Source organism: Bosea sp. ANAM02 (assembly GCF_011764485.1).
Classification (GTDB): domain Bacteria; phylum Pseudomonadota; class Alphaproteobacteria; order Rhizobiales; family Beijerinckiaceae; genus Allobosea.
This window is the reverse complement of the sequence record NZ_AP022848.1, coordinates 67,806-79,475: the sequence shown is the minus strand read 5'-3', so window position 1 is coordinate 79,475 and position 11,670 is coordinate 67,806. Positions and strand designations below refer to the sequence as shown.

13 protein-coding genes are annotated in these 11,670 nt (G+C 63.1%); 5 read left to right on the top strand and 8 right to left on the bottom strand.

Translation table 11 applies throughout. The features are described 5' to 3' along the window. The first annotated feature begins 70 nt into the window (after positions 1–70). Entirely contained in the window at positions 71–1,222 is a 1,152-nt protein-coding gene (locus OCUBac02_RS00385) for an acyl-CoA dehydrogenase family protein (protein ID WP_173043027.1), read from the top strand. Between the two features lie 365 nt (positions 1,223–1,587). On the opposite strand, the gene OCUBac02_RS00380 is transcribed toward OCUBac02_RS00385, so the two are convergent. After that, the gene (locus OCUBac02_RS00380; RefSeq protein ID WP_173043026.1) at positions 1,588–1,992 is read right to left on the bottom strand and encodes a hypothetical protein; all 405 of its coding nucleotides are present in this window, start codon (positions 1,990–1,992) and stop codon (positions 1,588–1,590) included. Then, on the bottom strand, positions 1,992–2,255 hold the full coding sequence (locus tag OCUBac02_RS00375; RefSeq protein ID WP_173043025.1) for a type II toxin-antitoxin system prevent-host-death family antitoxin: 264 nt from the start codon (positions 2,253–2,255) through the stop codon (positions 1,992–1,994). The genes OCUBac02_RS00380 and OCUBac02_RS00375 overlap by 1 nt, the downstream gene beginning before the upstream one ends. 712 nt (positions 2,256–2,967) lie before the next feature. On the opposite strand from OCUBac02_RS00375, the gene OCUBac02_RS00370 reads away from it, so the two are divergent. The 4 genes from OCUBac02_RS00370 to OCUBac02_RS00355 all read left to right on the top strand — a co-directional run bounded on the left by OCUBac02_RS00370 (position 2,968) and on the right by OCUBac02_RS00355 (position 4,685). Beyond that, positions 2,968–3,300 (top strand): four-helix bundle copper-binding protein, encoded by a 333-nt coding sequence (locus tag OCUBac02_RS00370; RefSeq protein WP_173043024.1) that lies wholly within the window; start codon positions 2,968–2,970, stop codon positions 3,298–3,300. Between the two features lie 74 nt (positions 3,301–3,374). Further along, positions 3,375–3,713, top strand: coding sequence for a DUF305 domain-containing protein (locus OCUBac02_RS00365; RefSeq protein ID WP_244639045.1), 339 nt, complete (start codon positions 3,375–3,377; stop codon positions 3,711–3,713). 60 nt (positions 3,714–3,773) lie between these two features. Beyond that, entirely contained in the window at positions 3,774–4,244 is a 471-nt protein-coding gene (locus OCUBac02_RS00360) for a DUF305 domain-containing protein (protein ID WP_173043023.1), read from the top strand. Between the two features lie 93 nt (positions 4,245–4,337). Then, a complete protein-coding gene (locus tag OCUBac02_RS00355) occupies positions 4,338–4,685 on the top strand; it encodes a hypothetical protein (protein WP_173043022.1) in 348 nt (115 codons plus the stop codon). Positions 4,686–4,731: 46 nt separating this feature from the next. Here OCUBac02_RS00355 and OCUBac02_RS00350 read toward each other — a convergent pair whose 3' ends face one another. The 6 genes from OCUBac02_RS00350 to OCUBac02_RS00325 form a co-directional block, all read right to left on the bottom strand. Continuing rightward, the gene (locus tag OCUBac02_RS00350) at positions 4,732–5,295 is read right to left on the bottom strand and encodes a hypothetical protein (protein WP_173043021.1); all 564 of its coding nucleotides are present in this window, start codon (positions 5,293–5,295) and stop codon (positions 4,732–4,734) included. A 59-nt stretch (positions 5,296–5,354) separates the two neighbouring features. Further along, positions 5,355–5,984 carry a Crp/Fnr family transcriptional regulator gene (locus OCUBac02_RS00345; RefSeq protein WP_173043020.1) on the bottom strand — a complete coding sequence of 210 codons (630 nt, stop codon included), beginning with the start codon at positions 5,982–5,984 and terminating at the stop codon, positions 5,355–5,357. Beyond that, positions 5,984–6,472 (bottom strand): DUF411 domain-containing protein, encoded by a 489-nt coding sequence (locus OCUBac02_RS00340; protein ID WP_173043019.1) that lies wholly within the window; start codon positions 6,470–6,472, stop codon positions 5,984–5,986. The genes OCUBac02_RS00345 and OCUBac02_RS00340 overlap by 1 nt, the downstream gene beginning before the upstream one ends. 162 nt (positions 6,473–6,634) lie before the next feature. Next, positions 6,635–9,811 carry an efflux RND transporter permease subunit gene (locus OCUBac02_RS00335; RefSeq protein ID WP_173043018.1) on the bottom strand — a complete coding sequence of 1,059 codons (3,177 nt, stop codon included), beginning with the start codon at positions 9,809–9,811 and terminating at the stop codon, positions 6,635–6,637. Then, positions 9,808–11,223 (bottom strand): efflux RND transporter periplasmic adaptor subunit, encoded by a 1,416-nt coding sequence (locus tag OCUBac02_RS00330; protein ID WP_173043017.1) that lies wholly within the window; start codon positions 11,221–11,223, stop codon positions 9,808–9,810. Before OCUBac02_RS00330 ends, OCUBac02_RS00335 begins: the two co-directional genes overlap by 4 nt. Then, positions 11,220–11,618, bottom strand: coding sequence for a FixH family protein (locus OCUBac02_RS00325; RefSeq protein WP_173043016.1), 399 nt, complete (start codon positions 11,616–11,618; stop codon positions 11,220–11,222). The genes OCUBac02_RS00330 and OCUBac02_RS00325 overlap by 4 nt, the downstream gene beginning before the upstream one ends. Between the last annotated feature and the right edge of the window lie 52 nt (positions 11,619–11,670).

Genomic DNA, 11,670 nt, shown 5'->3' with positions numbered 1-11,670 from the left:
TGGTATTTAAATAACCCGCCTTGTCAAGAAAGTCCGAGCTGCCGGACGGCGGCAGGCGAGGGAGATGGCGATGGCTTTGGATAGCGAGACCATGCGGGACCTGCTGGATACGGTGGCGCGCTTCGTCCGCGAGCGCCTGCGGCCTCTGGAGCATCAGGTCGCGCGGGAGGATCGCATTCCGCCCGAGATCCGCCGGGAGATCGCGGAGATGGGCCTGTTCGGCCTGTCGATCCCGGAGGAGTATGGCGGCCTCGGGCTGACGATGGAGGAGGAGGTCCGCGTTGCCTTCGAGCTCGGCCGGACCTCGCCGGCCTTCCGCTCGCTGATCGGGACCAATAACGGCATCGGCTCGCAGGGGCTGATCATGGACGGCACCGAGGAGCAGAAACGGCGCTATCTGCCGCGACTGGCCTCGGGCGAACTGATCAGCTCCTTTGCGCTGACCGAGCCGGAGGCGGGCTCCGATGCCGCTTCTCTGAAGACCTCGGCGCGAAAGGTCGAGGGCGGCTATGTCCTCAACGGCACCAAGCGCTTCATCACCAATGCCCCGCATGCCGGGCTGTTCACGGTGTTCGCGCGCACCGATCCGGCGCAGCCCGGCGCAAGAGGCGTCTCGGCCTTCCTGGTCGAGGCGGGCACGCCGGGGCTTTCGCTCGGGCCGGTCGACAGGAAGATGGGCCAGAGCGGCTCGCACACCTGCGATGTGATCTTCGCGGATTGCCGCGTCCCCGGCGATGCCCTGCTCGGCGGGCGCGAGGGACAGGGGTTCCGGACGGCGATGAAGGTGCTCGATCGCGGGCGCCTCCACATCTCGGCGGTCTGCGTCGCGATGGCCGAGCGCGTGATCGAGGACAGCCTGCGCTATGCCGTCGAGCGCAGGCAGTTCGGCCAGCCGATCGCCGAGTTCCAGCTCGTCCAGGCGATGCTCGCCGACAGCCGGACTGAGGCCTATGCGGCACGCTGCATGGTGCTGGAGACGGCGCGCGCCAAGGATCGCGGCGAGGACGTCGCGACCGATGCCGCCTGCTGCAAGCTCTTCGCCAGCGAGATGGTCGGCCGAGTGGTCGACCGCGCGGTGCAGATCCATGGCGGCGCCGGCTATGTCGCCGATCACGGCATCGAGCGCTTCTACCGGGATGCGCGCCTGTTCCGGATCTACGAGGGCACGTCGCAGATCCAGCAGATCGTCATCGCACGAAACATGGTGAAGGCGCTCGGCTGATACCCGCCCTTGACGTCATGTGTCGTTTCTCAGCAAAAGATGACTCGGAATTGCGCTCAGAGCCGGCGTTTTAGCAAGAGTCATTGACTCGATTATCTTAGAAGCATGACTCATCAAGTTTGCGGCTGAGTCGGGCTAAAGATTGGGGCCTCAAGCCTCTTGGTGTTCCGTCGCTTAGCCGGATTGGATCGCTCGCGCTTGGCAGCTGCCGGGCAATGTCGTCCCGTATCGAGCAAGGCTACGGACCCGAAATTCAATCTTCGACTGGTTTTTCCCGACAGGCCTTTCGTGCCATGGGAGGCAGTGTAGCAATGTGATCGGTTCAATCCGGCGGAGTATGAGGCGCTGGAATACTGATCGCCTGCCTATCGCCGGATCAAGCCCCGGATAGGACGCTTCTCCTGGATGGCCTGATGCAGATGCCGGGCGACGTGACCGACGAACCGAGGACTCAGGCTGCCCGTAGGCGTCATGCTCGCGAAGTCGTAGAGCTCGTCGGAGCGGACCTTGTTGTAGTCGTCGAGGACTAGGTAGCTGGGCTTGTCCAGGCTCAGGCCGACACGGCGCTTCTCAGTTTCTGGAATCTCGACATACAGCCTCTCCTCCCCCGCCTCCGGCTGGGGTTCCAGGCTCGTGATCGGGAACAGCAACAGCCAGTTCTCGACCTGCATCATCAGACAGACCCTGCGGATCTTCTTGCTGCCTGTCTGCGCCTTTTCGGCCTCGTGACCCCAGAGATAGTTGAAGCGATAGACGTCGCCTCGCTTCATCACCGACCCTCCCGATCGTCCTCGTCGATGATCTCCTGAAGGCCAGCCATCAACATCGCGATGTCCTCCTCCGGCGCGTTCTGGAGCGTGAACGCCCTCTGTTCGGTCGGCCGGACCGCATCCCGTAGCCGCTCGTACTGTTCGACCGGCAGCATTACGATCTTCGCCTTGCCCCTCTTCACCAGCGACACCGGCTCCGCCAAGGCCGCATCCAGGACATCGCCGGAACGACGGTTCAGGTCCGAGAACGAGAATTCCTTCATCGAAGTCTCCAACTAGAGAATATACGTATAATACGTCAATAACGTATCATTGCCAAGCCCATTCCTCATCCGAAACGAAGGACCGGCCGGCGCCGGTTCTGACGGCGCGGCACGGACGACCGCGAAGGTGTGTCAAATCGCGTTGAAGCGCAGCCCTCTTCTGGCGTATTTGAATGCTGATCTGAGGATCGCAATCTCGCCCGATGGACCGTCCTGAACCTGCTAACGTCCAATGTCGAGCCGTGCTTGCCATGAGGCCCGCGGAGCTGTCACCTGGACCCGAGCGACGATATGACCTTCTTCCTCGCTAAACGACCCGGTCGACATTGCCAGAGCAGAAGCCGCAATCGACGCGGCTTGGCATCAGGTGAAATCCTCTCTCAAAGAAGCTTCCAATAGCAAGTCCGAGCGGCTACGGCTCGCCGACATCATCGTGAGCCTCGTCCCCATCGCCGAAGATGAGGCAGATTTGGCATGGCGCGCTAGCGAACGATATTTCAAGGCTCCGTAGCCGTGAAATCTTATCGTAAGCTCAACCCGCGTGGATGACGATGGTCGCGGCTAGCATGCGCGCGAGCACGCTTGCAGGCGAAAGAGCCGCCGACGGTGCATTTGTTACAGATTGTAACGGGCAGGAACCGCGGCTCTCCGCTCGCGTCTTTCCTTCGAGCAGGTAGCTCTCTGCTACCGCAAGCGCTCAAGGAGACAGCCCATGCACCACCTCTCGCCACAGATGCAGTCCTGCATCGACGAATGCCTGCGCTGCTATCGAACCTGCCTTGGCATGAGCACCAGCCATTGCCTCGAACTCGGCGGAGAGCACGCTAAACCATCTCACATCCAACTGATGCTCGCTTGCGCCGAAGTTTGTCGCGCGAGCGCCCAGGTCATGATCATTGGCTCGCCGCATCATAAGCATCTCTGCGCTGAATGCGCCGACATCTGCGAAGACTGCGCCAACGAATGCGAGCGGATCGGAGACATGGACGATTGCGTTCAGGCCTGCCGCAGCTGCGCTGAAAGTTGCCGGAAAATGGCGGCGTAGCCGCTCTACCCTCGACTTTTCGGAGAATTCAGATGACGCGCCTCGCACTGACCATTGGTCTCGCGGCTTCGATGATGACCGCCGCACTCGCCCAACCCGCCCCAAAGCCTCAGATGGGTGATGGGATGCCCATGAAAACGATGATGCCAGAGGCATCCGATTCCGCGTCAACCAAGGGGTACAAGGAATCGATGATGAGCATGATGAGCAGGATGCCTGCCTATACCGGCGACGCGGATGTCGACTTCATGAAGCAGATGAAGGGTCATCATCAGGCGGCGATCGACATGGCCAAGGTCGAGCTCGCAGCTGGAAAGGACGCCGACGCCAAGAAGCTCGCCCGCGAGATCGTCGCCGCTCAGGAGAAGGAGATCTCGACGATCGACGCGTGGCTGAAGGCTAAGGGTAAGTAGCGCCGCTCTCAAGTTTTTCAGCAAATGCGGAACGCCTGAGCTATCCGACAGGAGGCCGCCATGGAGCATGGCAGTGACCATAAAGGCCAGAACCATTACGGCCGGCTAACGATCGAACTGACGCTCGATGTTATCGTCATGTACCTGGTCATGTACACGATGATCGCGACGTTCAGGCATTTCCACTTCAACCTCAACAATCTGTACATGACGCTGATGATGGTCGCGCCGATGACGATCATCATGGTGGTTTCAATGCGCTCGATGTTTCCGTCGCAACGGCTGAACTGGCTCGTCATCGCAGGCGCCGCGGCGGTCTTCCTGCTCAGCTTCGCTGGCATGCGAACGCAGGCCGGTATCGGCAATTCGGAATTCCTGCGCGCGATGATTCCTCACCACTCTGGCGCGATCCTGATGTGCGAAAAGGCCAGCATCACCGATCCTGAAATTCTTGCGCTTTGTCAGGAGATCACGAAGTCGCAGAGCCAGGAAATCGCCCAGATGGAAGCGATTCTCGCCCGGCAGAGGTGAACACTTCACATCCGAAGCCGACGTCCCCATTTCGAGCTTAGATCTCAAGCCCCCGAGCGGGTTTGCCATCGGGGCAAGCCAGGGGAGGCTGTGATGAGATTGTCCCGCCAAAACGTCCTATCGGCGACCTGCTTACTTCTCTTAGCTCAGCTTGAACCCGTGGTAGCCCATCGTGTGAATCTCTCCCCCGGACTGCGAGAGGTCACCAGCGCCATCAACGGCAAGGTCTGCGCAACAGCAGGAGGAGCGCGCTTCACCTTCCAAAATGACGGGCGCTTCTCCTACGATGGCCTCTGGCAAAGCAGCGGAAGCTTCACGCTTGGCGAGAACGCGGTCGTGGTGACCTTCGACAGCGGCCTCCAGCGCTCGTTCGGGATCTCGAAGCGAGACGGAGCGCTCTACATGGAGCAAACCCGCGTTGTCTGCACCGCGAAGGATTAAGCTGGCATGCTTGTAGCCACGAGCATCGGCCAACTCGTTTCGGCATTTAGTGGCGCTTCGCGCCGAGGTCATTGGCTCCTCTTTCTGAGGGGCCATCATATCCACGCAGTCTGTTGTATCGCGCGATCTGCTCCGGCGTGAGCAGCTGTGCAGTCTCGATATGGGCCACGAGATGGACCGCGCGTAGCATGGCCTGCTTCGCGCCGATCTGTGCCGTCAGCTGGTTCAGTCGAACTTGATCGATCTTTCGCTCCGCAAAAGCCGCATCGAGCTCGCGCTCCAAATCAATAATCTCGGCTCCGAGCGCCTTTGCCCTCGCGCTCATACGCGCTTTCGATGCCTCAACGGCGTTGCGCTGCCCGGCCGCGAGCTGAAGCTCGGGTGCCAGTTCCAAGACATGGAGCGGGCCGGGATAGCGGTTTAGCTCGGCCGGCTTGGCCAGGCCCACACCCCGCCCCTGAGCCAAGTCGTCGACCTCCTTCTGCGAAAGGGCTTTGATCTCGCGGGTTTCCTGGGCGGCGTAAGGATTCGTCGGGTGCTGTGCCAACGTTGGCCCCGCGGATCCCCACATGGTAAGGCTGAGCAGGCTGACGGCGGTCATCTTGATCATGGAATCGTCTCCTCGACAATTCCGATACCAGCCGCGCGCGCACTGCCGCATGATTTCGATCATGTCAGTTCAATCGAGCCGTCGCTTCTCCGGATGACCCGTTCAGCTTCCAGCTGCGCCAGCGTCCGATAGAGAACCGCGGGCGCCAGGCCGATGGTGGCCGCGACATCTTTCAGCAGTCCCTTGATGGCGACAGTCCGGCCATCCGCGCCGGTCCGCGCGACTAGATAGGCAAGCACACGCTCGCGCGCCGAGCGAACATCGCGCAAGGTCAAGGCAGATCGGAGTTCCATGACCTGGCGCGCAAGGTCGGCCGTCAGGTCCAGCCGCGCAGCCGCATCGTTCTGCAGCAAATGGAGCGCTTCCGTCCTGGGGAAGCATGCGACCGTGCTCTCGATTATGGCCTGCGCATCGCAATGATAGGTCTCGGCAAAAAGCGAAGCCTCGGCGAAGCGCTCGCCCGTTCCGGCGACGAAGAGGACCGTCTCGCGTCCGCTCGCGCTGCAGCGCGCCAAACGGATTTGCCCGTTACGGACCGCGAAAAAGCCCCGGGTCGCGTCCCCGGTTGCGAACAGAGTCTCGCCGGCTGCGAGTTTTCGGATGGTGGGCCTCAACGCCTGGAAGAGCGATTCAGCCTGCTGAAATCGCCCCTTTTCACCGGCCGGACCGAAAATTGCCATCGCTGCCATCAAATCTGCTGAAGCCCTCGATAGCGCGCAAACATGTGGTGCTTGTCGGCCGAAAAAATAGCGATCTCGTAGGACTGCGGCGCTTGGCCAGGCACCTCCATGCCGGGCGAGCCGACAGGCATGCCTGGAACTGCGAGACCGATCGCCTTCGGGCGCTCGATGAGCAGGCGCTTCACCGCCTCAGCCGGGACATGTCCCTCGATGACGTAACCGCCAATCTCGGCCGTGTGGCACGACATCAAAGCCTCCGGTACGCCAAGTCTGGCCTTGAGGGGCATCACGTCATTGACCTGGACCACGTCGACTGGAAAGCCCGCGGCCTTGATATGCTCGACCCAATTGCCGCAACAGCCGCAGTTCGGATCGCGGGTCACGATCATCTTCGGCAGTGTTTCCGCTACCGCCGTTCCGGCCAGCGCCAAGGCTGTGAAGGCGTGCGTCGCTCCGATTATCAGCCCACGGCGGTTCGTTGAAATACCGTCCTGCATGTTCACTCTCCTTCATCTCGACCGCGCTCTTCAGCGGAAGAACACGTATTTGACCAAAGCGGCGATCGCCAACAGAAGCACGGCGATGCCGAGCCAGTGCAAAGCACCCATGCTCCAGCCCATTCCGTTCATCATGTCGCTCATGTCGGTCACTCCACCTATTCAACGATGGCAACTTGCCGCTGCACCGGCATAAGGCTGAGCTGCCACGCTCTCGATTTCCTCAGCAGATAGAAGCCGCCAGCCCTTCACCAGCCCGTAGATCGCCGGGATTACCAGCAGCGTCAGCACGGTCGAGGAGACCATGCCGCCGATCATCGGCACGGCGATCCGCTGCATCACCTCGGAGCCCGTGCCGGTATTCCAGAGGATCGGCAGCAGGCCCGCCATGATCGCGACTACCGTCATGATCTTCGGTCGGACGCGCTCGACGGCGCCCAGCATGATCGCCTCATGCAAGTCCGCGCGCGTGAAGACCCGACCCTCCGCTTCGCATCGCGCCCGCACCTCACCGAGTGCGTGGTCGAGATAGATCAGCATGATCACCCCGGTCTCTGCGGCTACGCCGGCGAGAGCGATGAAGCCGACGGCCACGGCGACCGACATGTTGAAGCTAAGCCACCAGAGCAGCCAGATTCCCCCGACCAGGGCAAACGGCAGCGACAGCATGACGATGAATGTCTCCGTCAGCTTGCGGAAGTTCAGGTAGAGCAGCAGGAATATGATCGCGAGCGTCACCGGGACGACCAGCTTGAGGCGCGCCTCCGCCCGTTCGAGATATTCGAACTGGCCGCTCCAGGCGATGCGGTAGCCTGTCGGCAGCTTGACGCTCTGCGCGATCGCATTCTGGGCGTCGCGGACATAGCCGCCGAGATCGCGCCCGACCGTGTCCACGAAGATATAGACCGCGAGCTCACCGTTCTCGGTGCGGATCGAGGTGGCGCCACGCTTGCGGTCGATGCTCGCGACTTCGCCGAGCGGCACGCTGGCACCGGAGGGCGTCGAGACCTGAACCTCGCGCGCGATCGCCTGTGGGTCGGAGCGTAGGTCGCGTGGATAGCGAATGGCGACCCCGTAGCGCTCGCGGCCCTCGACCGTCGTCGTTACGGTCTCGCCGCCCATCGCCATCACGACCGCGCTCTGGACATCGCCGACGGAGAGCCCGTAGCGCCCCAGCGCGATCCGGTCGGGCACGATGTCGAGGAAGTAGCCGCCGATGACACGCTCCGCATAGGCGCTGCTGGTACCCGGCACAGCCTTCAGCACGGTCTCGATCTGGCGCGAGATCGCCTCCATCTGCACGAGATCGGTGCCGAAGACCTTGACCCCGATCGGCGTGCGAATGCCCGTCGCCAGCATATCGATGCGGGCGCGGATCGGCTGAGTCCAGGCGTTGGAGACGCCCGGGAACTGGAGGGCCTTGTCCATCTCCGCCTTGAGGCTGTCGAGCGTGACGCCTTCGCGCCATTCCGCCCTCGACTTCAGATTGATGATGGTCTCGAACATCTCGGTCGGTGCGGGGTCGGTCGCAGTCTGGGCGCGACCGGCCTTGCCGTAGACCGAAGCAACCTCCGGGAACGAGCGAATGATCCGGTTCTGGGTTTGCAGCAGCTCGGCCGCCTTGGTCACGGAGATCCCGGGCAACGTGGTTGGCATGTACATCAACGTGCCTTCGTCGAGGGTCGGCATGAACTCCGAGCCGAGTTGCCGAGCTGGCCAGAGACTGAGCCCGAGGACGGCCACCGCAACCAAGATCGTTAGCGTCTTGGCCTTCAGAACGCCACGGATCAGAGGGCGGTAGAGCGCGATCAGCATCCGGTTGATCGGGTTCTTGGCTTCCGGAATGATCCGCCCCCTGACGAAGATCACCATCAGCGCGGGAACGAGCGTCACCGACAGGAGCGCGGCCGCCGCCATGGCGAAGGTCTTGGTGTAGGCGAGCGGCCCGAACAGGCGGCCTTCCTCCGCTTCCAGCGTGAAGATCGGCAGGAACGAGACGGTAATGACGAGCAGGCTGAAGAACAGCGCCGGCCCGACTTCGCTGGCCGCCTCGATCAGGATGTCGACGCGTGGCTTGTCCGGCGGCGCCCGTTCGAGATGCTTGTGGGCGTTCTCGATCATAACGATGGCGGCATCGATCATGGCGCCGACTGCGATAGCGATGCCGCCCAGGCTCATGATGTTGGAGCCAAGGCCGAGCGCCTTCATCGCGGCGAAGGCCATCAGGATGCCGACAGGCAGCATGATGATTGCGACCAAGGCGCTGCGCAGATGAAGCAGGAAGACGATGCAGACCAGGGCGACGATGATGCTCTCCTCGATCAGCGTGCCTTTCAGCGTCTCGATCGCTCGCTCGATCAGCCCGGAGCGGTCATAGACCGGCACGATCTCGGCCCCTCCCGGCAGGTTCGCCGCGACCTCGGCAAGCCGCGCCTTGGCATGCTCGATGACGGCAAGTGCATTGGCGCCGAAGCGTTGCAGGATGATGCCGCTCGCGACCTCGCCCTCGCCGTTGAGTTCGGTGATACCGCGCCGCTCGTCGGGACCGAGTTCGACGCGAGCGACATCGGAGAGGCGCAGCGGCACACCCCGATCGCTTTTCAGGACGATGTTCTCGATATCCGCGACCGACTTCAGGTAGCCGCGGCCGCGGACCATGAACTCGAACTCGCTGAGCTCGACCGTGCGTCCACCGACATCCATGTTGCTGCTGCGCACGGCCTCGCGCAGCGTCGCGAGCGAGACACCCTGGGCACGCAGCCGCACGGGGTCAACCACGATGGCGTATTGCTTGACGAAGCCGCCGACGCTGGCGACTTCGGCCACGCCCTCGGCGCGCGAGGCGGCAAAGCGCACCACCCAATCCTGCAAGGAGCGCAACTCGGCCAAGGTCATGTCCTTGGCCATGACCGCATACTGGTAGACCCAGCCGACGCCGGTGGCGTCAGGGCCTAGCGTCGGCGAGACACCCGTTGGGAGGCGCCGCGCCGCGGCATTGAGATATTCGAGCACACGCGAACGCGCCCAATAGGGATCGGTGCCGTCCTCGAAAATCACGTAGACGAAGGAGACGCCGAAGAACGAGAAGCCACGCACGACGCGTGCCTTCGGCACGGTGAGCATAGAGGTCGTCAGCGGATAGGTGACCTGGTCCTCGATCACCTGAGGCGCCTGCCCGGGATATTCGGTGTAGACGATGACCTGGACGTCGGAGAGGTCGGGGATGGCGTCGAGCGGCAGGGTCTTGAGTGCATAAGCCCCGGCCGCCACGGCGAAGGCCGCGGCGACGAAGACGAGCACCAGGTTGCGCGCCGACCAGGCGATCAGGCGGGCGATCATGGCTTGGCCTCCGGCTGCACGAAGCCACTCAGGGCGGCCTTGAGGTTGCTCTCGGCATCGATCAGGAAGTTGGCGGAGATGACGACGCGATCGCCCTCTGCGACGCCGTCGGTGATCGCGACCATCCCCTCGCCGTGGCGGCCAAGCTTCACGTCGCGCGGCTCGAAGCGACCTTCGCCGCGATCGAGGATGACGATGCGGCGTGTCCCGCTGTCGATCACGGCGCTATCGGGGACCGCGAGCTCCGGAGCTGCATCACCGGAGCCGATCTCGACGTCGGCATACATGTTCGGCAACAAGATGCCGTCGCGGTTGGCGATTTCGATGCGGACCTTTGCCGTGCGGGTTGCCTCGGCGATTTCCGGGTAGATCAGGCTGACGCGGCCCTCGAACGGGCTCCCGGGACGGCCGCGCAGTCGCACAGTGGCTGGTGCGCCGATGCCGACGGCAGCCAGTTGGCGTTCCGGAACATCGGCCAGAACCCAGATCGTCGAGATGTCGGCGAGCCGGAACAGGCTGCCGCCGGCAGCTATCTTCATGCCATCGCTGACGGAACGTTCGAGCACGATGCCATCGCGCGGGGCCGACCAGTTGATCGTCAGCGGCACCTTCCGGCTGTGTTCGATCTCGGCAATGACCTCCGGGGGAACGCCGAGGTTTTCGAGACGCTGTCGCGCGCCGCCTTCGGGTACGCCGCGCGCGGCGGCATTGAGTTCGGTGATGAACTGCGCACCGGCCGTACTGATCTCGGGAGAGTAGATCCGGGCGAGCCGCGTTCCCTTCGAGACGCGGTCGCCGGTCGTGATCGGTGCGACCTCCTGGACGAAGGCGTCCGCTCGTATCGTCACGACGGAAATCCGTCGCTCGTCGAGCTGCACCACACCCGGAACCCGAATGGTTTGGGCAATGCTCTGACGCCGGACTGGTTCGGAGCGTACGCCGCTGCGCTGGATGCGCCCGGGCGAGAGCTTGATGACCCCGTCCTCGTTTCCCTCGCCTTCGTAGACGGGGAGATAGTCCATCCCCATCGAGTCCTTCTTCGGCACGGGCGACGTATCCGGGAGGCCCATCGGATTGCGGTAGTAGAGGATGCGCTTCTCGCCGGCCTGCGCCGACCGCTCCTCGGCCGGGGGCTTTTCCTCGAAGCTGACGTCCTGACTGGCGCGGACGGCCGCGAAGGGCCTGCCGTCCTTGGTCTGGCGCGGTTCGGCAGAATAGACCGGCTTCCGGTCCGGATCCTGATAGTAGATCACCGGACCGGTTCCGACGGGCTCGTTCGCGGCGAACGAACCTTCTATGCCAAGCCAACCACGCCAGCCGACCACAAGGCCGCGTTGCCCGGCCCAATAGCCCGCACCTCCCGCCGCCAGAACGGCGGCGAGAGCGAGGCCCGCGAGGGCGATGCGTTTCATGGCAGGGCCTTGAGGATCAGCTTGTTTTCGAGCGTGCCGCTCTCGCCCTGGACCTTGGCGCCGAGCGACAGGCGCCAGCCTCCGGCCATGGTGAGATTGGTCTTGAAGCGGTAGGTCCCCGGCTCGGTCGACGGCATCGCCTCGATCGGGGATGCCATCATCTCCATGCCGTCGGGCGCCATGTCGATGCGCTTGGCGAAGATCACCGCGTCGGGAATCGGCTTGCCCGAACGCTTGTCGACGAGCTGGACGGCGACGACGACGCCGTTGCCCTGCTTGATCTCGCTCTGCACGAGCCGGAACTCATAGTCCTTGATGTCCGCGAGCGCCGGAAGGGAGACGGCCGCGAGCGGAAGCGCCGTGGCGAGCGCCCGCAAATTGGTGATGAAGGTCATTGTTCGTAGTCCTGAGTGCATCAGGCCGCCGCACAGGCGCGCAGCCTCAGAC

What these genes read in the sequence shown, in the direction of transcription:
- OCUBac02_RS00360 (WP_173043023.1), top strand. Translation starts at nt 3,774, where the DNA reads ATGGAGCATGGCAGTGACCATAAAGGCCAGAACCATTACGGCCGGCTA.
- OCUBac02_RS00375 (WP_173043025.1), bottom strand. Translation starts at nt 2,255, where the DNA reads ATGAAGGAATTCTCGTTCTCGGACCTGAACCGTCGTTCCGGCGATGTC.
- OCUBac02_RS00335 (WP_173043018.1), bottom strand. Translation starts at nt 9,811, where the DNA reads ATGATCGCCCGCCTGATCGCCTGGTCGGCGCGCAACCTGGTGCTCGTC.
- OCUBac02_RS00380 (WP_173043026.1), bottom strand. Translation starts at nt 1,992, where the DNA reads ATGAAGCGAGGCGACGTCTATCGCTTCAACTATCTCTGGGGTCACGAG.
- OCUBac02_RS00340 (WP_173043019.1), bottom strand. Translation starts at nt 6,472, where the DNA reads ATGCAGGACGGTATTTCAACGAACCGCCGTGGGCTGATAATCGGAGCG.
- OCUBac02_RS00325 (WP_173043016.1), bottom strand. Translation starts at nt 11,618, where the DNA reads ATGACCTTCATCACCAATTTGCGGGCGCTCGCCACGGCGCTTCCGCTC.
- OCUBac02_RS00365 (WP_244639045.1), top strand. Translation starts at nt 3,375, where the DNA reads ATGACCGCCGCACTCGCCCAACCCGCCCCAAAGCCTCAGATGGGTGAT.
- OCUBac02_RS00385 (WP_173043027.1), top strand. Translation starts at nt 71, where the DNA reads ATGGCTTTGGATAGCGAGACCATGCGGGACCTGCTGGATACGGTGGCG.
- OCUBac02_RS00370 (WP_173043024.1), top strand. Translation starts at nt 2,968, where the DNA reads ATGCACCACCTCTCGCCACAGATGCAGTCCTGCATCGACGAATGCCTG.
- OCUBac02_RS00345 (WP_173043020.1), bottom strand. Translation starts at nt 5,984, where the DNA reads ATGGCAGCGATGGCAATTTTCGGTCCGGCCGGTGAAAAGGGGCGATTT.
- OCUBac02_RS00330 (WP_173043017.1), bottom strand. Translation starts at nt 11,223, where the DNA reads ATGAAACGCATCGCCCTCGCGGGCCTCGCTCTCGCCGCCGTTCTGGCG.
- OCUBac02_RS00355 (WP_173043022.1), top strand. Translation starts at nt 4,338, where the DNA reads ATGAGATTGTCCCGCCAAAACGTCCTATCGGCGACCTGCTTACTTCTC.
- OCUBac02_RS00350 (WP_173043021.1), bottom strand. Translation starts at nt 5,295, where the DNA reads ATGATCAAGATGACCGCCGTCAGCCTGCTCAGCCTTACCATGTGGGGA.